The following is a 22,767-nucleotide window of genomic DNA, read 5'->3' on the forward strand; positions in this document are numbered from 1 at the left end:
CCGGCACGTCCCGCCCTCATGGACTTCCCGCAGGTCAGGGCCACTGCGGGCGGGCACGTGCCGGGCGTATCGAGGGCGTTAAGGCCGCCCCGTTAAGACTGCGTCAAGATGCCAGGTTGTTATCGGGCGTCCAGGGTGTGGACGCCCGGGGTGTGGACGCCCAACACCTCGGCTGCACCGGCCCGGGTCACATCCGCATCCGCAGCCGGCAGACCACCGCGTCGGTGTGCCGGCGCAGCGCGCGGTCGATCACGGCGCCGCGCCGGTTCTGCAGCGCCCGCTGCCACCAGCGGGCCGGCTCCACCTCCGGGATCAGCACCGTCAGCCGGTCGTAGGCGTGCTCCTCGCCGAGCCGGTTCACGAACGCGGCGATCGGCTGGCCCAGCCGGCGGCGGTCCTCCGGGATCTCCACCAGCGGCACGCCCGGCTGCCACAGCTCCCAGTCCCGCCGCAGCGCCTCCGCCTCGGACTGCTCGTGCACCACCGTCACCGCCAGCACCTCGTCGCCGAGCGACAGCGCCGCCGACAGGCCGTCCCGGGTGAGCCGGGTGATCGCCGTCACCGGCACGACGACCAGGCTGCGCTGGCGGGTCACCGCGCCCGGCACCCGGCCCAGTTCCAGCCGCTCGCCGATCAGCCCGTAGCTGCGGTGCACCGCCTCGAACAGCACCACCAGCAGCGGCAGCGCCACCACGATGCCCCAGGCGCCCTCGGTGAACTTGGTGCCGGTCACCACCACCGTCGCGACCCCGGTGAGCAGCGCGCCGAACCCGTTCAGCGCGGCCTTCCACGCCCAGCCGGCCGGCCGGTGCACGGACCAGTGCCGGACCATGCCGACCTGACAGATCGTGAACCCGACGAACACGCCGATCGAGAACAGCGGCACCAGGCTGTTCACGTCCCCGCCCGAGCCGACCAGCAGCGCCGCCGACACCAGGGCGAGGAACAGCACCCCGTGCCGGTGCACCTGGCGGTCGGCCCGCAGCGCGAACACGTGCGGCAGGTGGTTGTCCCGGGCGAGCAGGTGCAGCAGCACCGGCAGCCCGCCGAAAGAGGTGTTCGCGGCCAGCCCGAGCAGCACCACGGTGGCGAACTGGACGACGTAGAACGCGGCGCCGTGGCCGAGCGAGGCGTCGGCGAGCTGGGCCAGCACCGTGACGCCCTCCACCGGCTGGAGGTGGAAACGGCCGATCAGCACGGCCAGCCCGATCAGCATCACGCCGAGCAGGGCGCCGAGCGCCACCTCGGTGTGCTGCGCCCGCCTCACCCGCGGGGTCCGAAACGACGGGACGGCGTTCGCCACCGCCTCCACCCCGGTCAGCGCCGAGCACCCGGCCGCGAACGCCTTGAGCAGCAGCAGCGCGCCGACGGTCGTGGCGTTCTCGGCCAGCGTCGAGGCGTGGCCCGCGGCGGCCTCGGTGCTCGCCGGGCCGTCCCGGAACAGGCCGACCACGATGATCGCCAGGATCGACACCACGAAGACGGCCGTCGGCGCCATGAACCAGCGCGCCGACTCGGCGATCCCCCGCAGGTTCACCGCCGTCACCAGGGCCAGCACGCCCAGGCACAGCCAGACCCGGTCGTCGTACAGGCTCGGCACCGCCGAAGTCAGCGCCGCCACCCCCGCGGTCACCGAGACCGCCACGTTCAGGATGTAGTCGATCACCAGCGAGGCGGCCGCCGTCAGCGCCGTCCGCCGGCCCAGGTGCTCCTTCGCCACCGCGTACGCGCCGCCGCCGTCCGGGAACGCCGCGATCACCTGCCGGTACGACGCCACCAGCACGCCCAGCAGCACCGCGATCGCCACCGTCACCGGCAGCGTGAAGCCCAGCCCGTACGCGCCGGCCGCGGCCAGCACCAGCACGATCGACTCCGGCCCGTACGCGACCGAGGCCATCGCGTCCAACGACAGCGCCGACAGACCGCCCAGCGCACTCAGCCGGTGCCGCTCGTCGCCCGCAGCGGCGTCCGGCGGCTCGGGTTCGGCCGTGACGGCCGGGGTGGTGATGGCGCTGGACATCGGACGGAACCTCCGCGATCGGTAGTTCCTCCGATCCTGCGGGCCGCACCCCTGCCCTTCCCCCGACCCCTACGCGTTCCTGACGCCACCCCAGGAACCATTGACGGGCCCTTGACGCACCGCGGGAGAGCTCATGGCGGGGGGCGGTGGCGGGGATGGGTGGGCCGCTGTCCCGGCGGGCGCCGGTTGGGAAGACGACCAGCTCTTGCGAAGAACCCCCGGCGCGCCCTACGCACACCCGGGACACCACCACAATCACGCTGAACGGCCCCACCCACCCCCGCACCCACTCTGCTGCCTACTGCCCGTAATTGCAAGCAATGCGCAATAAGTGCGCCCGGCGGCGCCACCGCAGCACCGCGCCCCTCACGCGACGCGAAAACGACAACAGCCCCCGATCCGCGTCTCCGCAGATCGGGGGCTGTTCTCCATCCTGTGGCTGGTGCAGGGTTCGAACCTGCGTAGCTTGCGCGGCAGATTTACAGTCTGCTCCCTTTGGCCGCTCGGGCAACCAGCCAGGATTTCGTCTCCCGGGGCGTACGCCCCGTTCGACGTCGTAAACAATACCTGATGCCGGGGGGTGCTCCGCCACTCGATAGGTCACGTGATGATCAAGGGCCGCGGCGTGGCTGTCGGGGGCGGGGGCGGGGTGCCGCTGGATAGGCTGGGGAGGCGGACGCCCGGTGGGGCAGGCCGTGCCAGTGAAGCCAGAACATCAAGGAGACCAACACCCATGGCCGACTCCAGTTTCGACATCGTCTCGAAGGTCGAGTGGCAGGAGGTCGACAACGCGATCAACCAGACCTCCCGTGAGATCGCCACCCGTTTCGACTTCAAGGGCGTCGGCGGCGAGATCAGCCGCTCCGGCGAGAAGATCGAGATGAAGGCCAACGGCGAGGAGCGCGTGAAGGCCATCCTGGACGTCCTACAGGGCAAGTTCATCAAGCGCGGACTGTCGCTCAAGGCCCTGGACGCCGGCGAGCCGCAGCTGTCCGGCAAGGAGTACAAGATCTTCGCGGACATCAAGGAGGGCATCTCCACGGAGGATGCCAAGAAGGTCGCGAAGATCATCCGTGACGAGGGCCCGAAGGGCGTCAAGGCTCAGGTCCAGGGCGACGAGCTGCGGGTCAGCTCGAAGAGCCGCGACGACCTGCAGACCGTGCAGGCCCTGCTCAAGGGCAAGGACCTGGACTTCGCGCTCCAGTACGTGAACTACCGCTAGTCGACCCCGCTGAGCTGCGGAAACGCAGGCTCCAGATGGCCACAGGGCACAACGAGGGCACTTCGGCGGGGACAGCCCCGATCGCCGTCCTCGTTGTGCCCTCCTCGTCCCGCCACGGGTGAACGCGGAGGTGTTCGGCCACAGAGGCTTCCGGCTCCAGAACACGGTGACTCCATAGCACACCATCCGCTACGATCGGCTTCCCTGGGGGGTCAGGCTTTCCCGCACGTGTTCCTGTGCCGTGCGATTCGGTCCCCCGTCGCGCAAGAGGAGCCGGGTCACCGAGATGCCTTACACCGCCGAAATCAGCCGCACCAACCCCGGCTGCTTCATCTTCCTGGTGGACCAGTCCGCCTCGATGAGCGATCCCATCGGCAGCGGCGAGACGGTCCAGCAACGCGCCCAGGTCGTGTCCGACGCCATCAACCGGCTGCTGACCGAGCTGTCGGTCAAGTGCGCGAAGGAAGAAGGCGTCCGCGACTACTTCCACGTCGCCGTGATCGGCTACGGCCACACCCAGGTCGGCTCCGCCTTCACCGGCGCGCTGGCCGGGCGTGACCTCGTGCCGCTGAGCGAGATCGCGAACAGCCCCGCCCGTCTGGAGAGCCGTACGAAGAAGGTTCCGGACGGCGCCGGCGGTCTCGTCGAAACGACCGTACAGTTCCCGGTCTGGATGGACCCGGTCACCAACGGCGGCACCCCGATGACCCGGGCCCTCGGCTACGCCGACTCCCTGGTCGCCCGCTGGGTCGACCAGCACCCGGGCGGCTTCCCGCCCATCGTCCTCAACCTGACGGACGGCGAGTCCACCGACGGCGACCCCACGAGCGCGGCCATCGGACTCGCCTCGCACGCCACCGCCGACGGTCCGGTGCTCCTCTTCAACCTGCACGTCTCCGGGGCGAGCGGAACTCCCGTCACCTTCCCCGACAGCGAGAGCGAACTCCCGGATACCTACTCCCGGTTGCTCTTCCACATGTCGAGCGTGCTGCCGAGCCACATGCGTTCCTACACCGCTTCGCAGGGCCACCGTGTCAGCGAGGCCACGCGCGGTTTCGTCTACAACGCCGACATCACGTCCATCATCGAGTTCCTCGACATCGGTACGCGCGCCACGGAACTACGCTGAACGGCGTGGGCGCGCACTCAACGCCCCTTGACGTCCAGCACTTCCGCGTGCCCAAGACGGGCAACTCGTTGGAGGAGTGCGAGGACGCCATCGAGGCCTCGTTGTCTTCCGACACCAGTTCGCTCTTCGCCGCCGTGTCCGACGGGGCGTCCGAGAGCCTGCTCGCCGGAGCTTGGGCCAGGCAACTGGTGAAGGGCGCGGTCGCGTCGATGGTGGCTGCCGATGAGCGGGGGGATCGGCAGGGCGTCCTGTCCGGGGCCTTCGTCGAGGATCTCCTGGCCCGCACCGTCGACCAGTGGGACGGGTACCTCTCGACGTACCAGGCGGAGCGGGCGGCCAGCGGGCGGCCGATCGCCTGGTACGAGCAACCGGGTCTGCAGAAGGGGGCCTTCGCAACGCTGACGGCCGTTCACGTGCAGGCGGTACCTCCCGGTCCGGAGGGTTCCGAGGCGGTGCCACGCTGGGCCTGGCGTGCCCTCGCCCTCGGCGACAGTTGTCTCCTCCACCTCCGTGACGACCGCCTGGTCACTTCGTTCCCCATCACGGACGGCCACGGATTCGGTATCACCCCTCAACTTCTGAGCAGCCGCAACCGGGACGCCACGCTGATCGCCAGCCGGATGTCGACCGCAGCGGGCGAGCTGCGCACACACGACGAGATCCTCCTGGCAACCGATGCCCTGGCGGCGTGGCTGCTGTCGCACCCCGAGATCGAATCGGGCGGAGCAGGGAAGCAGTTGGGCAGGCTCGCCGATCTGGGCGAGGAGACATTCGCCGACTGGCTCCATCACGAGCGGGCCGAGTCCCGGATGCGCAACGACGACGTAGCCCTCATTCGCGTGCGGGTGAAGACGGAGGGGTGATGGCGGTCTCCCCCGCTGGTGGACCTGTCGCCGGACGCAGATTTCCGACCGGCGCGAACTATGTGGAAGCCCTTCAGAACCCCGCGCTGTGTTTCGAGGACCCCGATCTCAAACACGGTACGGTCCAGCAGAGCCCCGTGCTCGGGCCGAAGGCGATCTCAGGGAACTTCGCGAGCGTCTTCTCCATCACCGCCCCGGGTGGTCAGCGATACGCGCTGAAGTGCTTCACCCGCGACAGCAGCACCCTGGAGGCCCGCTACCAGGCCATCAGCAAGCAGCTCGCCGGCCTCAGGCACGCCAAGCTGTCCCAGCCCTGGCCGGTCGGAATCGAGTATCTGCCGCGGGGCGTCCTCGTCGCCGGCCAGTGGTACCCGACCCTGAAGATGGCCTGGGCGGAGGGCACCAATCTGATCACCTGGATCGACCGGAACGTTCGGGACTCGACGGCCATCCTCAGGGTTGCCGAGCAGTTCTCCGCACTGGTGGCCGACCTGGAGAAGCTCGGCATCGCCCATGGCGACCTCCAGCACGGAAACCTCCTGGTCGCGTCCGACTGCACATTCCGCCTCGTCGACTACGACGGAATGTACGTTCCGGACCTCAAGGGACAGGGGTCCACGGAGAACGGCCACCGCAACTACCAGTCCCCGAGCCGCACGAGCTCGGACTTCGGCCCCTCGATGGACCGCTTCTCGTCCTGGATCATCCACCTCAGCCTGGTCGCGATTGCCACCGATCCCGACATCTGGGCTCAACTGCACGACGATCAGGGAGAGTTCCTGATTCTGAAGGAGGATGACTTCAAGGAGCCGCGGTCCTCGCTGGTCTGGAGCCTGCTGCTGACCCATGCGGACCCGAACCTTCGAGCGCTGGCCGCGCAAACGCACAGCCTGCTCACTGCGGGCACCCACGCGGTACCGGCGCTGTCCACAGCCGGTGCGATTTCGACCCAGCGTCCAACTCCTACGGCAGCCCCTGCGAACGGAACCCCCTCCTGGCTTGCCGGGCACATCCCGCCACCACGCAACGCCCCGGCGGGAAGCAGCGGGAGTGCCGGCACGATCACCTCCGGGGGCTTCGCGCGTCGCCGAGCGACCGATGTCCTCTCCGGCGTCCTCGCACTGACCGGGTCGGCCGCCCCCGTGGCGCTGACCGCCATCAGCGTGATGCCCGCCGGTTACGGCTATCTGGCCGCTGCCCAGATCGGGGCTCTCCTCGTGTCCGGTGGCGCCCTCCAGGCCACGCGGTCCTCCTGTCCCGAGGTCAAAGCCTCGAAAGCCCGGCTGCGGGCGCTTCAACAGCAGGCGGGAACGGTGGAGGACCCGGCGGCAGCAGTGCAGAAGGTCCGCGAGGAGATCGATGCCCTGGCCAAGGTCAGCGCGCACCGGGACGCACAGATCAATCAGCAGATCAAAAACCTCCAGGCCAAACTGCGCGACGAACAGGCCCGGATCACGAGCGCGCTCAACAAGGAGACCGGCAGCCTCCGGACGAAATTGAGCACGCTGGCCACCACGGAGCAGAAGCGGCTGGAAGCCGCGCTGGCGTTCGCGATCAGGACACACGTCCGGGAAAGACTCGGCCGATCCTCCATTCAAGAGGTCAAGAGGCTCTCCAATATGGGCTCGGGGACAGTCACCGCGCTGGTCGCCGCCGGCATCCGCACGGCCGCCGACTTCACCGGTGTCCGGTATATGCAGAGCAGCCGGTACAACAACCGCGACGCGTTCCTCATCAGGCCCAACGGCCAGGAGGTCAAGGTTCCGGGCGTTGGCGAAGTCCGGGCCGCCGCACTCGAAAGCTGGCGGACCTCGCTAGAGCAACGAGCCCAGAAGTCGGCTCCGACCAGTCTGAGCCAGCAGGAGCGAACGGCGATCCGCCAGCAGTTCGCCGCGCAGAAGAAGCAGCACGAAGCCGACATCGCGCGGGCCGAGAGCGCGGCTTCACTGAAGCGCACTCAGCTCCAACAGCGCATCACCACCCACCAGCAGCAGGCCAACACGGAGAAGCAGCAGCACCAGACGGCTACTCAGAAGCAGCGCGCGTTGCTCCTCCAGCAACAAGCCCAACTCGCCAGCGCGAGCGCCGCCCACAATCTGCTGGTCGCCCAGCTCTCCACGGCTGTCGAACAACATCGCCGCGCCTTCGGCCTGCGCCGGTACCTCCGCTTCCTCGCGACGAACCGCTAGGGCCTACCTGGGATCGAGATCACGTTGCGGGGAAAACACGTGACAGGAGTTTTCCGGGTCAGCGCCGCAATCGCCGCAGACTCGCAGGTCAGCGGGGCGGAAACGCAGGCTCCAGGTGGCCACAGGGCACAACGAGGGCACTTCGGCGGGGACAACCGCCACCGACGACCCTCGTTGTGCCCTTGCCGAGTAGGGCTGACTTCTGACCGGCGGTGCGGGCACCAAGTCGGTCATCGACACCTCAGTCGATTCCGCGTCGCGCCCGGAACCCGTCAGTACTTTGCGTCCGCCAACGCCGCAGCCGCGCTCCGGATGTCACCGGCAGCCGAGCTCAGCGACGACGGCAGATCAGCCAACCGCGAGAGGGCGCTGGCGGCGTTCGCGAGCAGTGGGGCATTGTCCTGAAGGTGGCGCAGGTCACGGCTGGCCTCATGCAGCCAGGGGGCGTTGTCCTGAAGGTGCTGGAGCCCGTTGCTGGCCTCGTGAAGCATCCAAGCCGTGTCCTCGGAGACCCCCAACCGGCTGCCGCGCAGCACCTCCAGGTCCGACCTGAGGACCTTCATCAGGGACGCCAGTTCTGGCATCTCCTTTGCGATGCTCCCCAAAAGGGGGCCGATCCGCTCGACGTACGCTTCCTGCGCTTCGTAGATCATCTCCACCAGCCGCGCCTCGGTCAGACCGCTCAGTCCCGCCAGGGCGTCTCGTCCGTCCGCCTCACGAACGCGCTTCCACTCCTCCAGGATCTCCACGGTGTAGTTCTCTCCGCCTGCCCCGTCGACCCGCTTATGGTGCACGTTGCACAGCAGCAACAAGTTGGCGAAGCTGTTCCTCTGCTCCAGGGTCCACATCGCGTCGAACCGCTTCCCCTCCGGCTTGAGGGCTCGGATGTGCGCGATGTCGAGATTCAGCATCGGCTCCCCGTCGATGACGCGTACGGTCGGAGCCCCGCAGCGCGGTCATCAACGCGGCCACGGTGGCGTTGCTGTAGTTCCGACGCAGTTGCTCGGCCATGGCAGTCCTCCTCGTCGAGTTGAACACTCCATCTCGCACGGTAGAGGACGCAACTGACAACGCGCCCTGAGATCAAGCCAGTTGGCCCCAAGGACTTACGTTCGAGAAATGACCCCACGTTGCACGACGGCTCTGTGGTAGATGGTGCACGTCCAAACGGCGGCCACCCGCTTCGCGGCCGACATGCCTACCGTGAGAGCGCCACCCGACACTCAACGCCTTGGCCTGGGGAGGCACATCGAGGGTGCGCTACTGAAGACAGCCTCGATCGCCGTCCTCGTTGTGTCCTCCTCGTCCGGCCACAGGTGCGTGTAGGTGTTGAGCGTGATCGACGGCTTGGCGCGGCCGAGCTGCTTCTGCACCGTCTTGACGCTCTCGCGGTGCTTGATCAGCCTCCGGCGACCTGAAGGGGTACTCCGTAGCCCGGCCCGGCGACCTCAAGACCGACGGCATACCCAACTACCTTTCCGGCAGCAAGATCGCCCCTGATCTCTCCCTGCCCAAGCTCCAAGCACTCCTCGCCACCAGCGCCCCGGAGGAGCACCCCACCGCCCTCCGCTACCGCCACAGCACCAGCTGGCAGCGCACCACTGACGCCCTCGACACCCTCCACCTCACCGAAGCCGACGGAGACACCGGGGACAGCGCGCTCGCGCAGGCCCAGATCACCGCCCTCGGCGACATCATCAACGCCACCGCCCAGCGAGCACCCGACGAGCTGCGCGCCGAACTACAAGCCGCCACCCGCACGTTCGCCCGCGCCCAACACTCCCGGGTACGCGCCGACCACCGAGCCGCCGCCGACCTGCGTCGGGCCGCCCGCGACATCCTCCACGCCGGCGACGGACCCGGCGGCAACGCCCTCACCGTCCTGATCGCCGCCCTCGTCTGGGCGGCGGTCCTCGCCGGCCGCTGGCACCAGGCCCGTGGCCACCACCAGCAGGCCCAGGCCGCCCAGCTCGCCGTCCAGCACCTGCAGGGCGCCTACGACCAGGCCGCCGCCGAACACCTCGCCGCCCTCGCCCACCGCCAGCCCGCCCAGGAGACGATCAACGACCTCGCTCACGACCTCCGCGCCGCCATCCCCAGCCACGCCGCACGGATCCTCGCCGACCCCACCTGGCCCGCCCTCGCCACCGTCCTCGCCGACGCCGAAGCCAGCGGCCACCAACCCCGCCAACTCCTCACCGAGGCAGCCGCCCGCCGCGAACTCGCCACGGCTCGCCAGCCCGCCAAGGTCCTCCTCGGCCGCATCCAGCACACCAGCCGTAACCCCAAACCCAACCGCGCCGCCGACGCCGCCCGCCTCCGCACCACCAGGCCCGTCACACCCGCACTCGGCACGGATCAGCCGGCCCTGGCACACCAGCCCGGACTCAACCCCCAACGCCGCAAGCGCTGAACCCCGAGGCTAACGGCCCCGGAACGCACAGAAGCGATTCGCCAGACCACCACCGAGCGACGGCCACCAAGCCGCCGACAGCCGCGCATCCACATGCAACTCCCCAAGGAGAGCCTTGACCACTCCCAACCTCGTCAACCGCAACATCATGAAGCTGCTGTTCGACGCGGACTTCGTCTACCGCGACGACACCAACACCTGGTCCCACCAAGACGGGCGCCCGTTCAGCGAGCCCGAGCAGGCCATCGCCGACGCCGCCGGAGAGGAAGAGCTCGAAGCCCTCTTCGACGTGTACAAGCTCCTGCTGAAGCGAGACCTCGTCGACCCGCTCGACGCCCTCCGCGTCCTCGCCTACCGGTACTGGATCGCGCTCCCCGACCACGCCGCCACCGGAACTGGCCTCGTCGCCACCATGACCGACCAGGACCGCGCCGAATTCCAGCGCCTCCTCCCTGAGGCTCCCGACGTGCTGTTCAACACGGCAGTAGGACTCCGCGTTCACGGACGACCAGCTCTTCGCCCTCGGTGAGGCTCGCGAACGTGATGACCTCATCCAGCAAGCGGAACGCGCCGCCAATCTCCCGGCGGGCGGTGACGATGCGTTCGGCCATATCTGGGCTGGCATCGAGTACCTGAGCGATCGTCTGGGCATTGGCGCTGTTCAGATCGAGCAGCCCGCCGTCGTCGTACCCGTTGCCTCGGCCCGGTCGGCCGATACCCAGCTCACGGGCCATGGCAGGATCGTCCTGAACGATACGGCGCGCCTCGGCCCGCAGGGCTCGGGCCTGTTGGGCCACGGCGAGAGCGCCAGCGGGCTCCGAAGCGGCCGGTATCGGCTGCTGAGCGGTGTTGCCATAGATCAGGGATCGGTACGGCGAGGCGAGGATCGGGGCGATGATCATCCCGGCGAGCGCGGTGAAGCCTGCGGCAGGAGGGATGAGTAGGCCGCCGGCGAGGACGGCGGTGAACACGATGGCCAGGCGGCGAGCCTTCGCTGCATCGCGCTGATGAGCGCGGGACAACCGCGTGGAGGCGTGCCAGAACGGTGCGCAGGCGAGCAGGCCTACGCTCAGGATCGGCGAAAGGACGTACCAGAGGCCGGGACGACGTCGGTCGGCTTGGGCAGGGTGCTGACTCACGGGCTCAGCGTATCGATGACCAGACGTGAGGTATGCCCGCAGGAATCGACCAGACCAACGAACGCCTATCGCAAGCTGCGATGGCCGCCCGCCACCCCCAACCTTCGTCCTACAAGCTGACGGCCAAGACGTACGCGGGCCAAAGTCACCAAGGCAGCTCGGCAACGAGCAGGAACCTGCAACGGAATACAAGTGGCGGGAACACGAGCTGGAGACCGCCGACGTCACCGCCGCGCGAGGCGCCGCGAAAGACGAGCAGGTGTGGGCGTCCTTCGACGAGATGTACCGAGGCCTCGGCTTCGACGGGCTCTTCCGGCACACCTACCTCAGCTGACCGAAGAACCCGAGCGCAAAGGCTCTTCGCCAGCGAAGAGCCGATAGGGAGACCGGCATCGAGCCGGTCTCCCTATCAGCCAGCCATGGCCAGGCCTTGGCGTCAAGAATGACTGCTGATCAGGCGAAGCACCGGGCGCTCATTCCGCACTCCCAGCAGCTCACAGACGCGTTCCGACTTCCAAGCGAGTTCACGGGCGAGCTTCTCGACCGTGAGGCCGTCCTCCTCGGCCGCGAGTTCGAAGGCCTGGCGCAGGAGGGCGGGCTGTTCGCCGGAGAAGCCGTTGACCGACTCGGACGCGAATCCCGGCTGCCCTTCGAGCGCGCGCAAGCGCTGGTAGGCGCGGCTGGTCGTCGCATCCGAGGTCAGCCCGAGTTCACGGCAGCGGTAGATCAACGAGTGTATGGAGACGCCCCAGGTGCGCCGCAGTTCGGCCAGGCGCGCGAGGTCCATGCGGCGAGGGAGGAGCGGCAGGATGCTGGACTGCGGGGTGAGGAACTCGGCCGCGAAGGCGTCAGCTTCCTTCTCCTGCCGGCTGTCCCCGGTGGCGTCGCCGTGAAGCACCAGATGACCCAACTCGTGTGCGGCGGTGAAGCGGTGCCGGTAGACGTCATCAGCACGATTGGACGTCAGGACCGCGAGGGGCCGGGCAGTCCGGGAGGAGAATGCGTCGACAGTTGTGGCCGATGTGTCGCCCGCCGGCGGCATGACCACGATGATGCCGTGGGACTCCATCCGCCTCACGAGGTGGGTGACCGGACCGTCCCCCAGACCCCAACGGCAACGCAGCTCTCGCGCCGCCGCCGCAGGCTCTGTCGGTAGCTCTTCGCCGGGATGCACCTCCCCTCCGGCAAAGCCGGGCAGGTCCACGGCTGGCAGCTGTACCCGCAGCTCCAGGGCGTAGGTCAGTTCCCAGACCTGCTCGGCGAAGGCCAGCGCCCGTTCGCGCTGGGCCTTCGGAGTGCTGCGAAGGCTCCGGAAATGAGCCATCGAGGCATCGAGGCGGCTGCTCGGCCGACCGGCCAAGAAGAACGACAGCGGCACGCTGAGGATGTCCGCCAGGCCGGGAACCAGCTCCGGTCTGGGCTTGGCAACTCCCGTCTCGTACTGGCCGACGGCGGCCGGCGTGACACCGAGCCGCTCAGCGACATCCTTCTTGGTCATCTCCGCCAGTCGGCGGGCCTGGGTGAGCCGGGCTGGATCGAAACCGTCGATGACGGCACGAGGGGTGATCCCACGTTCTTCCAGTCCCGGGATGAGGTCTTGCCTAGTTCGTCGCATCGTTTTCGTTGATCTGAGGGTTCGCTGGTTCCGCTTCGGTCAGTGGCGTCACGTTGAGCGTTCGATCCACGTTCGAACGGGACGACATGGCAAGAGTAGGCGTCTCACCCTGGTCGAAGCTGGTGTGCTCCAGAATTGCGGGTCCGACCTGAGCCGGGATGGACGACAGGCGCTTCCCATGGAAGGTGACGGTCTCCGGAAGCGGCAGTGCCTCCGGTCCGCCTACCCAGTCCAACAGCCCGTTGGCGCTGGGAGCGGCGATGCCCCACTGCGCCTCCAGAAGGTCCGAGGAGTTGCAGGCAAAGGGCACCAGGACAAGACAGGTGTCCGGAGGCACAGCGGTGAGACCGCCGTGCAGTTCGACTGCCGGTTCCTCGGGCGGTGCGGCGAACTCGAAGTCGAAGGCGCCCTGGACAGTTGTCGGAGCCGCCGGAGCCGGGGCGAAGGCGAACAGCTCCCGGACCATCCCGGAGTTGCTGGGTACGCGCGCGGTCAGGATGTCGGACCGGGTCCTCGCGTAGAGGAACGGGTAGATCAGGCCTCGTCCGACCAGCATCAGCTCGAATGGGAAGCGGTACGGCTTCACCGGCTTGGCCCCGGGAAGCTCCCTGAGCTCCTCGTAGACCCGCTCGAACTGGCCGGCCCACCGCGAAGTCCCGAACGGGTGCTTCGTCCGGACGTCCGCCTGCTCCTGGACGGCCTGCGCATTGGCCTGCATGTTCCGGAGGGCCTGGCCCAGCCCGGTACGGACGGCGAGCGCCTGCTCACCGAACAGCTCGGTCATCCAGGGAGAGAGCGGCACGTCCATGCGTCAGAGCTCCTTGAGGTCAGCACTTTCCATCGAAGCACATCACAGCCAAGCGCACTTTAGTTGATGTCATAGAACTTGCACAAGCGCTTCAGTGGGTCAGGTCGCAGGTGGTGCCGAGGGCAGCTTGCTCTGGCGCTGGATGTTCACTGCGGCTGGTTCGGCTGCCCGGCTGGACCGCAGCCGCTCACGACCTATCGCGATGGCAGTAGCTGACACTCAGCGGTCACCGAGAGGTCGGTTGCGCCCGGCGGATGTGTGATCGCGATCGCTCGCCGATCGTGTCGATCTTCGAACGGTGCGTGTGCTACGTTCCGTGGCCTAACCACAAATAGGCGACCCCGGCAGCGCGCCAACGCTCCGGGGTCCGGCACCAGGAGTGGTACCTCCCGATGCGCGTCCATCGTAGCGCCCACGTGCGCAACTTCACCGTGCTCCCCAACGCTGTCCTGCAGTACCGACGGCTCTCCTACACCGCCCGCGGCCTGCTCGCGGACCTCCTCTCCCGGCCCGACGGCTGGCGCGAGGACGGTCGGCACATGGCCGACACCAGCCCGCAGGGCCGGGGCGCGATCCGCAAGGCCCTGAAGGAGCTGGCCGAGGCCGGCTTCTATCGGGTCGAGAAGATCCGCATGCCGGACGGCACGATCATCACCGAGACCCATGTCTACGACACCCCGCAGCTCACGGTGCTGCCGGGTGTCACCCGTCCGGCCTCCGGTGAAGCGACCACCGGTGGCGCTGGCGTCCTTGTAAAGGACCTGGTGAAAGAACCCTCCCATCCCGCCGAGCCGGTCCTCGCCGACCAACCGCTGACGAGGACGGGAGGGCGGTCGGAAGACCCCGAGGAGGAGACCGCCGAGCAGCCCGTGGCGGTGCCGGACGAGCAGGTCCGCGAGGCGGTTGCCACGCTGTTCCGAGTGATCCGGCCCGAGCCGCGCCTGCGGCTCGGCCAGGCCGAAGCCGAGGAACTCGCGCCCCTCGTCGCGCAGTGGCTGGAGCACGGCGCGACCCAGGCCGACCTTGCCCAGGCCCTGCTGCCGGGCCTGCCCGCCCCGATGCACTCGGCCGTCGCGGTGCTCCGCTACCGCCTGGAGCGCAAGATACCGCCCGTCCAACCCGCTGTACGACCCGCAGCGACCCGGTACGCCGAGTGCTCCAAGTGCCACGACCCGGTGCCCCAGCCGGGCATCTGTCGGGCATGCGCGGGCCTCGGTGCGCGAACGGTCGGCGTCGGCGGGAGCGAGCAGGTCACCCGCAGCGGCGCGGCGCGCGCCAGGGACGCCTTGCGCGCTGCCAGGACCGCTGGCCTGCACCTGGGCAGCCTGGCGGCAGCCCAGTAGTGCGGCACCAGCGTCACTGAGCTGGCCGCCGTCACGCCGCCATGAGACACCAATCAACGATCAGAGGTAGCTGGCGACAAAGACAGCCAGAGCGGCTCCAGCCGAACCCTGTGAGCTACGAAGGGGTATTGGAGAAAGCCTCCGCCGCCGATGCTCCCGACAGCCACTGACGCACCCAGCGGTCTTCCCGATTGCGCCTGCCCTCCTGCCCTTGTTCCTGGCTGTGTCCCTCTATCAGTCCGGTCAGACTGTCCAGCAGCGCGTCACCCGCGAGGCCGTGGGCAAACGGGGCGACCGTGGCGACCGCTGCGATTGTCGAGGGGCCGCCGTGCGCAATGGAATTTCGTACCGACCGCAGCCGGCACACCGCACGTGACCATGTGCCTTCCAGCGCGCTGTACCACTCGGCCCGAGAATCGCTGTCCGCGAGGCGGTGGACCAAGTCGGTTGCTCGCCTACGATTCGGCATGTTCTCTGGGTAGACGGCAGTCAGGAAAGGGAGACTGGCAATGACCTGGGCGAGGTCGACACGAAAGCCAGGCGACGCCTCATGAAGGACAAGGGTCCTGCGACGCCGTTCGATCTGTGCTGCGGTTTGAGGGTCGAGATGGTTTCGGTGGTCCAGTGCGCGCCATGCCAACTGCACGAGGCGCCCGGCGATCTGCGTATGGATCCACGCGTTCTTGTAGTAGCAGTCAAGGAATTCGTACCAGGGCCCTCCCGATGTCGCGGCGGAGAGGATCTCCAGGATTCTGACGTCGAGGATCACAGCAGGGTGGGCGGGCTGGGTCCCAGTGCTTTTCCACCAGCCGATCGCGTCAATCACGGCCGCTAGATCTGAGCTCGTTTCTGGCAAGAACGGGATAACACGCGGGGCGAGTTCGGAGAGCCGTCGGGCGGTCACGTCGAGGTGGCCGAACGGCGCCTGCTCCGTGCGGTCCTCTTCTGGCTTGCTGAAGAACTCGTCGGTGCGGTACCCGTCCCCGAAGTGGATGTATCCGTTGAACATCTGCCAGCCATGCTGTGCTTCGGGGAACGAAGCGGCAGCAACCAGCGATCTGGCCTGGAGTTGGGAATCAACCGGGGCGGCGGACCGCGCCCGGACCCCGAGGTCCACCCGGGCTATCACGACGTCTCTTCCTTCGGGCAGCAGATCGGCGGGGAAGTCCGCGTCAGGCGAGCTGATCTCCACCGGAAGGGTGTGCTTGTGCGGGCCGTTCTCCACGATGGTCCCGTGCAGCCAGTCGCGATGGTAGAGCGTAACCGGGCCAAACTCCTGGACCATCTGGCCGATCCGAGCATTGTCGAATGCGTGCCACACAATGTGGTGGGCATCACGTGGCGGGATCTCCAGTACGCGTCTACACAGGCCGGCGCGCTCTGAATGCGGCAAACCAGCAGGTTGTGTGTAGAAGCTCGGCAGGCCCTTCGGGCTCCTAGCGAGACCGTCCTGTTCTCCGAGAAGCACTTGTGCGCTCCTTATTGCTGTGGCCTGGTCGTACAGGATTCCAGTCACGACCTGAAAGAGCCGGTCGGCATCACGGTCCGAACGATGCAGGAGCGTTCTCAGCATACGGACGAGTCCGGTCACGTCGTCGGCCCCTGCCGGCCCCTGCACCATTTCCACCAGGTCGTTCCAGACCGCCCCCAGGAGCTGCGTACTGGCCAAGGCAGTGTCCAGACTGCCCGCCAGCACTACTGCTCGTGCTCGAACCTCCCCCCGCGCCTCAGGCAACTGCCCCAGGGCCAGGGACAGGTCCGCCAGGGACACGCCCAGCACACTACGTGCGCGGCCTGGGAGACGGCTGGTCGCGTACGCAAAGTCCGCGATCGCTGATTCCCAGGAACGCCGGTGCTGTGTCGTGTAGGGCCGCGAGTCACCAAGCCACTCGCGCAGTTGGTCCAGCGCCTCGACCCATCCCAGGTCACGCTCATTGGCCTCGTACTTGCGGTCCCTCAGCGCATGTGCCAGTTCCGTGCACCAGGAAGCCCTGGTCTCTCCACCCTTCACATACATGTGTCCAGTCTGGCAAATAGCCGGCGCCAGTATGACCAGTCGTCGCCACGAGCCCGTTTCCACACATCTGTCGTCCCATCCACGCAGCACGCTTGATGCGCTCGCTGACCAAGGTCTCGAAGGTGTAGCTTGTTGCCTGCGCTGCCAACTGGCGACCGGCGGGTTTCAAGGCACACCGCAAAGCGGACTCGACTTGAGTCCGTCCGGTCGGCGGAGCGGCTCTACGCCGTGACTGAGGGGGCCTCTGTGGCATCTTCGGACAAAAAGCGCGCGTATTGCACAGATCTAGGCCAGAAGGTCCTCAGGTCCCTCGTGGCCCGAGTACTCATCGAGGCTCTTCTCTGGACAGCGCGGCACTTCCTCTAAAGGTGCCGAGGGGGCCGGTCTTCCCGGCCCCCTCACATAATCTGCCGTCCCAGTGGCCGCTGAGCCCTGCCAGCAGAGAAGATGCCTTCCTCTCGAACTGCCCGCAGAACTAGTAGTCCCCACCGGACAGGTGCCGCCTAATTGTTCTGTCAACTCTGATCTGTTCGCGGTCTAGGACAGACACGACTTCGACCGAGACGCCCACATCCACGTCCGTTGCGGGCTCAAGGACCTGAACGCCCGCGAACGCCTCGCGAGCTGGCCTCGTCGACTCCCTATATGAGCACGACGTCCGCCACCTCGGTCGCCGCCGCGTCAGATGCGTCTTCCGGCGCTCCTTCCACCACTCCAATCGGTCCGGCGAGTCCTGTGGGAAGACAGTCTTAACCACGCAGTAGGCCAGCACCGCCAGAATCGCGAGTGCGGTCACCCATGCCGGCATCTGGGAAGGAGCCAAAGCGACGATAGAGGTCGCAATTGCGGACTTGCTACGCTCCAGGAACAACGACACCGGGCCTACCTGGCCTTCTTCAGGAGGTGCTGCGGGAAGCGCGCCGATACCGCCTGTTCGACAGTGCTCCTGACATCTCGGTTACGCCGCTGACCAGGCTTTGAATGGATAGGAGGACCGTATGACCGAGTTGAGGAGAGGGCCGACTTGATCAAGGCGCACTGCTCAAGGAACGTGCGCTGATACTGTTCGCTGACAGCATCCAGGACCGTACCTGACCGATCCATGGGACCGTCATAGGGGAGCCTAGCGAGTACCGGGGTACCCCACCGCGCAAGCTCGGCGTCGACCTGGTAGACAAAGTCATCAAAGACTTCAATGTCCTGCATCGGCTGCTGAAGGATCAAGCCACTGATTGGAACCCGATCGAACGGGATGCAGGTCAGGTTGCGTTCGCGCCAAGCCATCGCTGCCTCCGCAGCGCTGAGCGGGATCTCCCGCTTCACGGCATCTCCGTCGCGGCTCTCAGTGATCGTCACAGTGGTCTCGTAGCCCCCACTGCCAACGAGCACGAGGTAGTCATCGGCATGCTCATCTACGTAGGGCCCCATACCGTGATCGTCAAAGCCGTCGCTAAAGACGATCCAATCGAATTCCTGCCGTGCGCGTGTGAGTACAGGTTGCATCTCACTGCGATATCCATAGGAGGTGTAGTCGTAGAGGTCCCCTTCCCCGGGCACGATGCGAAGCCTTCGCCAGGAGGTAGCGTCGGCCGGTGACATTGGACGCTGCGCAGTTGGCCACTCCGGCTCTCCATATCGCCGAGGGATCCGCGACGGTCGATCACTTTGCGATGTTGTCAGGACGAGGACTCGGTCACCTTGCAGAGCCCACGCAGCACCGATCTGGGTGGCGGCTCGACGCAGCTCCCACGGGCTCTTGGAGAACCGGGGAGCCAGCAGCTGAATGCAACGACCGAGAGAGACTCGTTGGCTTCTGTCGGCATCAGCTGCGGGCCCGCCACGCGTGACGACATCCGGCACCACTGCGGAACCCCCGCCCCGGCCCGGTCGACTGGGAAATGGGACCTCGCCCAGTACCTCGAAGGAGCGAGGCTTCGTCGACCTTCGCACCGCTGGAGCGTCCGCGATCACGGTGCGGACAGTGAGCACGCTGGCCCAACCGCTCGGAAAGCGAGAAGGTGCAACGAACCGCAGAACACAAACGCCCTCGCTGCAATCGTGGTTGGCTAGGTCAACAACAAGACCTGGGCCTGCGATGGGGTCTTGCAACACGGAGACGAGCCGCTCATCGTGTACCGCACTGCCTGATGTCAGCCCGCGGGTGATCTGCCAGTCAAGGCCGTGGTCGGCCAATTGCGTGCTGACGTTCAGGCTGATGTGGCCCGCCAGACGATCCCACAAGCGAATGCGGCGCAAGACAGCACTGGCAAGTTGCCCTGCTGAATTGTGGTGATCAATCTCCGTTGCCCGACGAGGGCGGCCTCGGCGATAGTTCCGAAAAGGCAGAGGTGGTAGAGCACTTGGGTCAATGCTCCACAAGGGCGTACGTCGACGACTCTCCAATTGTGACTGGTAGTCAGACAGGACCGAGCCAAGGTCAGTCTTCTCCAGAGACTTGAGCACGAGCACTCCGCAGTCCGGATTGCGTGCGAAGGCGATCTCGACACTGGTCCCAACAGCTTTGGCCCACAGGTCTTTGATGCCGCGTACCGACTTGCGAGTGTCCCGGTAGGGCAGTAGCTCAAGAACTGGGCTCACAAACTCAGGGCTTTCGAACCAAACGTCAAGCCGAGCGCGCTGTGGCACAACTTCGGCGATGCCCAGCGGGAACCGGCTGGGGGTCGTTGGCGAGCCGATGCGCTGCAGAAGCAACGACTCAAGCAATGACTGGGTTTCTGTCGGTGCGGGGATCAGCACAGACCAGTCCGCCAAGGCTTCGACGCGGAGCCTTGCCCCACGCAACGACTCTCCGGTGAGCTGCTCTCGGGCACTGGCTACTTGCTGGTGGATCGACATCGCGCGACAGTCCTTCCCTGTTGCCCCGACCTGGCATAGAAGGCGCGTGCGAATGGTTCATTAGCTCGTACGACGGCCCTGACATCAGCGAAGTGGGTTGTCCGTCGGCATCACAGGGTCGGTTCGGGATACCCGGAGCTGGCCGCTTCGCAAGGGCCAGGCGGGAATACTTGATCGCATCCTGGGGATGGATGTCAAGTCGGTCGCACCAGGTTTCCCAATTGCATCGAAAGCGGCCGGGCATCCTCCGTTTTGGCTGCACCGAAGCAGCTGGCTCCAACACAGGAACCAGCTGAACAACTAGTGATCACAGAATCCGTCGTGCCATGCCGGGAGCCGGCAGGTCGAAATGGTAGAAATCAGCAGTTCTGATCAGGCCGCCATAGCCGGCAGCGCGCGCAGGCGCTCGCGGAACTCGGCGACGGCGGGCTCAGCAGCGTACGGCTTGAGGTAGCCGTCGAACTTGGTGAGGCGGCTGACGGCGCGGACGGAGTGGACCTTGGTTTCGAGGAGGCCGAGGCCGCGGTTGGCCGCGTCGAGCGCGCCGTCGAGGTCCTTGCCGGCGAGGCGGGCGGTGGCGAGGCGGCCGGAGCGGACGGCCTGGTCGCGGGGGACGGCGTGGTCGATGGAGGAGGCGAGGGCGCTGGTGGCGCGTTCGACCTGGCCGGCGCGGAGCATGATCTTGCCCTCGGTGGAGCTGAGCTGGGCGTCGCCGTACCAGGAGAGCCAGCTGGGGAGTTGGTCGCCGCCGTTCCTGGTCCAGAGGTCGTGGGCGCGATTGAGGGCGGAGCCGGCCTTCTGGTGCTGGCCGTCGCGGGAGAGGCTCTCGGCGTGGTGGAGTTCGAGGTAGCTGCGGACACCGGGCTGCATCGTCGAGGGAGTGTTGGCGAGGGCGGTCTCGACCTGGGCGACGCGCTCGGCAGGGTTGCCGGCGTCGGAGAGGTGGACACCCATCTCGGCGAGGAGGAAGGCGCCGAGGGCGTCGTCGCCGACGGTCTTGGCGGCGCGCAGGGCGCCGAGGTAGTACTGCTGGCCGGCTGAGCGCAGGCCGCTATCGTAGGCCATCCAGCCGGCGATGTAGTTGACCTGGGCGGCCAGCCCGTACAGGCGGGCTTCGACGGCTTCGGTGTGGCGGCCCTGCTTGAGCAGGGTGGTGATGATCGCGAGGTCGCCGCGGGCCTGCTCGATGAGGCGGGCGCCGCCCATCTGGGCGTCCAGGGTCTGGAGGGTGGCGACGCGGGCTTCGAGGGTGTCGACCATGGAGTCGGTCACCTGGTCGCCGTTCAGGGCGGAGGCGAGGGCGGGCGAGGCGGAGGCCCAGCTCGCGGCGACGGTGGCCATGGCGGCCCCGGTGATGGTGAGAAAGCCCCGCCGATCCATATGACCACTCCTGACCAGTTCCACCAGTACGTCCACGGTACCGGTCTTCGTCCAGGGCGCCGTGATGCCGGTCACTTCCCAGACCGGGAGCCATCGCGGCCACGGATTGGCAACCAGGGCACGGGGATTGACGCCGAGAAGGTCCGCCAGAACGTACTGGGCGTCCGGCTCGGGTTCCTGGCCCTGCTCCCACTTCCAGACCAGCGTCCGATTGGTCGCCAGGTGGATCTTCAGCGCGGCACCGCGGTCGCGCATCATGCCCGCGAACTGGTTCTTTCCCCATCCGCGTAACTGCAGCAGGTAGGTGAGCGGGTGGACCGCCAGCATGCCTTCGCTCATCTCAACCCCCGGCTCTGTGGGCCCTGTTGGTGAGCGTAGTGCTACCCGCCGCAGCACGAGTGCTCTCGGAGAGAAACCCCCTGGAAACGTTCCGCAACACTCCGCCGCGCCGCGACGCTGGACCGGCCGACGTCCGAAGAGAGCGGAGGGGACCCAGCCATGGACGCAACCGCGAACCCGCAGCGAGGTCGCCACCGCGGCGCGCACCGCGACCCGCTGGGTGTCGCGTTCACCGTGCTGTGGGGGCTCGGCCACATCGTCACGCTCGCGCTGCTCGGGACCGTCGCCCAGCACCAACTCGGTGCCGAACAGCAGTTCACGGCACCGCCGGCACGCACTCTCCCGGATCGGGAGCCGGTTGCTTGAGAGAGCTCTGCTCCCGCGTTCGGTCCGTCATCCTGTCTCAACTCATCTCCCACCGGGGGACCTTCATGCAGCACACCCCGATGCACCCCCGCACCACCCTGGCCAGGGTGGTCGTCACCGGTGCGGCCGGATTCATCGGCTCGCACCTGGTCGACGCCCTCCTCGCCGACGGGACGACCGTCATCGGCGTGGACCGCCGCGACCCGCGCACCGACGCGGACGCGGCGGCCAACCTCACCGGAGCCCTCGACCACCCCGGCTTCACCTTCGTCGCCGCCGACTTGAGGACCTCCCCGCTCCAGGCCCTCTTCTTGCAGGCCGACGCGGTCTTCCACCTCGCCGCCCTGCCGGGTGTGCGCGGCTCCTGGGGCGAGCGGTTCGCCGAGTACACCGCCAGCAACGTCTTCGCCACCGAACGCGTGCTGGCCGCCTGTGAGGACGTCCGCGTTCCCCGGCTGGTGTATGCCTCCTCGTCCAGCGTCTACGGGACCACCGGCGGCGGCGCCACCGCCGAAGGGCGCACGCCGAGCCCCGAGTCCCCGTACGCGGTCAGCAAGCTCGCCGGTGAACAGCTGTGCCTGGCCCACGCGGGCAAGCCCACGTCCACGGTCACCGCAGTGGCGCTTCGGCTGTTCACCGTCTACGGGCCCCGTCAGCGCGGCGACATGCTGATCGGCCGCGCGCTGGCGGCAGCGCTCGGAGGTCCGGCGCTGGACCTCTACGGGGACGGCCGTCAGAGCCGCGACTTCACCTACGTCGGCGACGTGGTCTCCGCGGCCGTCGCCGCCGCGACCACCGCGATCGGCACGACCGTCCTCAACATCGGAGCCGGTGTCAGCACCAGCGTGCTGGAGGTGCTGGACGCCGTCGAGGAACTGAGCGGGCACCCGGTCCCGATCAACCAGCGGCCCGCCCAGGCCGGCGACGTGGAAACCACCCTCGCCGACCACTCCCGGGCGGCCGACCTCCTGGGCTGGACCCCCGGCACGGACCTCCGGCGGGGCATCTTCCGCCAGCTCACCCACCTGACCGCCGACTCCCCGCAGCCCGTCCGCGCCTGAACCACCT

18 protein-coding genes and 1 tRNA gene are annotated in these 22,767 nt (G+C 67.5%); 8 read left to right on the forward strand and 11 right to left on the reverse strand.

From position 1 onward, the window contains the following. Positions 1-187: 187 nt before the first annotated feature. On the reverse strand, positions 188-2,020 hold the full coding sequence (locus ACFWPI_RS14165) for an APC family permease (RefSeq protein WP_380369642.1): 1,833 nt from the start codon (positions 2,018-2,020) through the stop codon (positions 188-190). Between the two features lie 436 nt (positions 2,021-2,456). Next, positions 2,457-2,537 (reverse strand) — tRNA-Tyr (locus ACFWPI_RS14170). A gap of 216 nt (positions 2,538-2,753) precedes the next feature. Between ACFWPI_RS14170 and ACFWPI_RS14175 the strand changes: the two genes are divergently transcribed. The 4 genes from ACFWPI_RS14175 to ACFWPI_RS14190 all read left to right on the forward strand — a co-directional run bounded on the left by ACFWPI_RS14175 (position 2,754) and on the right by ACFWPI_RS14190 (position 7,423). After that, on the forward strand, positions 2,754-3,242 hold the full coding sequence (locus tag ACFWPI_RS14175; RefSeq protein WP_380369644.1) for a YajQ family cyclic di-GMP-binding protein: 489 nt from the start codon (positions 2,754-2,756) through the stop codon (positions 3,240-3,242). A 286-nt stretch (positions 3,243-3,528) separates the two neighbouring features. Beyond that, on the forward strand, positions 3,529-4,371 hold the full coding sequence (locus tag ACFWPI_RS14180; protein ID WP_380369647.1) for a vWA domain-containing protein: 843 nt from the start codon (positions 3,529-3,531) through the stop codon (positions 4,369-4,371). 5 nt (positions 4,372-4,376) lie between these two features. Beyond that, positions 4,377-5,234: a hypothetical protein gene (locus ACFWPI_RS14185; RefSeq protein ID WP_380369650.1), complete on the forward strand. Its 858-nt coding sequence runs from the start codon at positions 4,377-4,379 to the stop codon at positions 5,232-5,234. Next, positions 5,234-7,423 (forward strand): hypothetical protein, encoded by a 2,190-nt coding sequence (locus ACFWPI_RS14190; protein WP_380369653.1) that lies wholly within the window; start codon positions 5,234-5,236, stop codon positions 7,421-7,423. The genes ACFWPI_RS14185 and ACFWPI_RS14190 overlap by 1 nt, the downstream gene beginning before the upstream one ends. 272 nt (positions 7,424-7,695) lie before the next feature. Here ACFWPI_RS14190 and ACFWPI_RS14195 read toward each other — a convergent pair whose 3' ends face one another. Further along, positions 7,696-8,334, reverse strand: a complete 639-nt coding sequence (locus ACFWPI_RS14195) for a hypothetical protein (protein ID WP_380369656.1) — start codon at positions 8,332-8,334, stop codon at positions 7,696-7,698. Positions 8,335-9,164: 830 nt separating this feature from the next. Then, the gene (locus ACFWPI_RS14200) at positions 9,165-9,695 is read right to left on the reverse strand and encodes a hypothetical protein (RefSeq protein ID WP_380369658.1); all 531 of its coding nucleotides are present in this window, start codon (positions 9,693-9,695) and stop codon (positions 9,165-9,167) included. A 256-nt stretch (positions 9,696-9,951) separates the two neighbouring features. Here ACFWPI_RS14200 and ACFWPI_RS14205 point away from each other — a divergent pair, with 256 nt between their 5' ends. Further along, positions 9,952-10,365, forward strand: a complete 414-nt coding sequence (locus ACFWPI_RS14205; protein ID WP_380369660.1) for a hypothetical protein — start codon at positions 9,952-9,954, stop codon at positions 10,363-10,365. Here ACFWPI_RS14205 and ACFWPI_RS14210 read toward each other — a convergent pair. The 3 genes from ACFWPI_RS14210 to ACFWPI_RS14220 form a co-directional block, all read right to left on the reverse strand. Next, complete coding sequence (locus ACFWPI_RS14210) at positions 10,310-10,975, reverse strand: hypothetical protein (protein WP_380369662.1); 666 nt, start codon at positions 10,973-10,975, stop codon at positions 10,310-10,312. The two genes, ACFWPI_RS14205 and ACFWPI_RS14210, sit on opposite strands and share 56 nt — an antisense overlap. Positions 10,976-11,411: 436 nt before the next feature. Then, positions 11,412-12,590, reverse strand: a complete 1,179-nt coding sequence (locus ACFWPI_RS14215; protein WP_380369665.1) for a helix-turn-helix domain-containing protein — start codon at positions 12,588-12,590, stop codon at positions 11,412-11,414. Then, positions 12,577-13,398 carry a hypothetical protein gene (locus ACFWPI_RS14220; protein ID WP_380369668.1) on the reverse strand — a complete coding sequence of 274 codons (822 nt, stop codon included), beginning with the start codon at positions 13,396-13,398 and terminating at the stop codon, positions 12,577-12,579. Before ACFWPI_RS14220 ends, ACFWPI_RS14215 begins: the two co-directional genes overlap by 14 nt. Positions 13,399-13,790: 392 nt before the next feature. Here ACFWPI_RS14220 and ACFWPI_RS14225 point away from each other — a divergent pair, with 392 nt between their 5' ends. Beyond that, positions 13,791-14,741: a hypothetical protein gene (locus tag ACFWPI_RS14225; protein ID WP_380369671.1), complete on the forward strand. Its 951-nt coding sequence runs from the start codon at positions 13,791-13,793 to the stop codon at positions 14,739-14,741. Between the two features lie 115 nt (positions 14,742-14,856). On the opposite strand, the gene ACFWPI_RS14230 is transcribed toward ACFWPI_RS14225, so the two are convergent. The 4 genes from ACFWPI_RS14230 to ACFWPI_RS14245 form a co-directional block, all read right to left on the reverse strand. Next, positions 14,857-16,758 carry a hypothetical protein gene (locus ACFWPI_RS14230; protein WP_380369674.1) on the reverse strand — a complete coding sequence of 634 codons (1,902 nt, stop codon included), beginning with the start codon at positions 16,756-16,758 and terminating at the stop codon, positions 14,857-14,859. Between the two features lie 475 nt (positions 16,759-17,233). After that, positions 17,234-17,635, reverse strand: coding sequence for a hypothetical protein (locus ACFWPI_RS14235; RefSeq protein ID WP_380369677.1), 402 nt, complete (start codon positions 17,633-17,635; stop codon positions 17,234-17,236). A 5-nt stretch (positions 17,636-17,640) separates the two neighbouring features. Next, positions 17,641-19,614: a hypothetical protein gene (locus ACFWPI_RS14240; protein WP_380369680.1), complete on the reverse strand. Its 1,974-nt coding sequence runs from the start codon at positions 19,612-19,614 to the stop codon at positions 17,641-17,643. A 372-nt stretch (positions 19,615-19,986) separates the two neighbouring features. Continuing rightward, positions 19,987-21,333: a transcriptional regulator gene (locus ACFWPI_RS14245; RefSeq protein WP_380369682.1), complete on the reverse strand. Its 1,347-nt coding sequence runs from the start codon at positions 21,331-21,333 to the stop codon at positions 19,987-19,989. A gap of 159 nt (positions 21,334-21,492) precedes the next feature. On the opposite strand from ACFWPI_RS14245, the gene ACFWPI_RS14250 reads away from it, so the two are divergent. Together ACFWPI_RS14250 and ACFWPI_RS14255 are read left to right on the forward strand one after the other, a co-directional pair. Next, a complete protein-coding gene (locus ACFWPI_RS14250) occupies positions 21,493-21,699 on the forward strand; it encodes a hypothetical protein (protein WP_380369684.1) in 207 nt (68 codons plus the stop codon). A 65-nt stretch (positions 21,700-21,764) separates the two neighbouring features. Next, positions 21,765-22,760, forward strand: coding sequence for an NAD-dependent epimerase/dehydratase family protein (locus tag ACFWPI_RS14255; RefSeq protein WP_380369687.1), 996 nt, complete (start codon positions 21,765-21,767; stop codon positions 22,758-22,760). Positions 22,761-22,767 lie beyond the last annotated feature (7 nt).

The sequence above is a fragment of the Kitasatospora sp. NPDC058492 genome, from assembly GCF_042720685.1.
Classification (GTDB): domain Bacteria; phylum Actinomycetota; class Actinomycetes; order Streptomycetales; family Streptomycetaceae; genus Kitasatospora.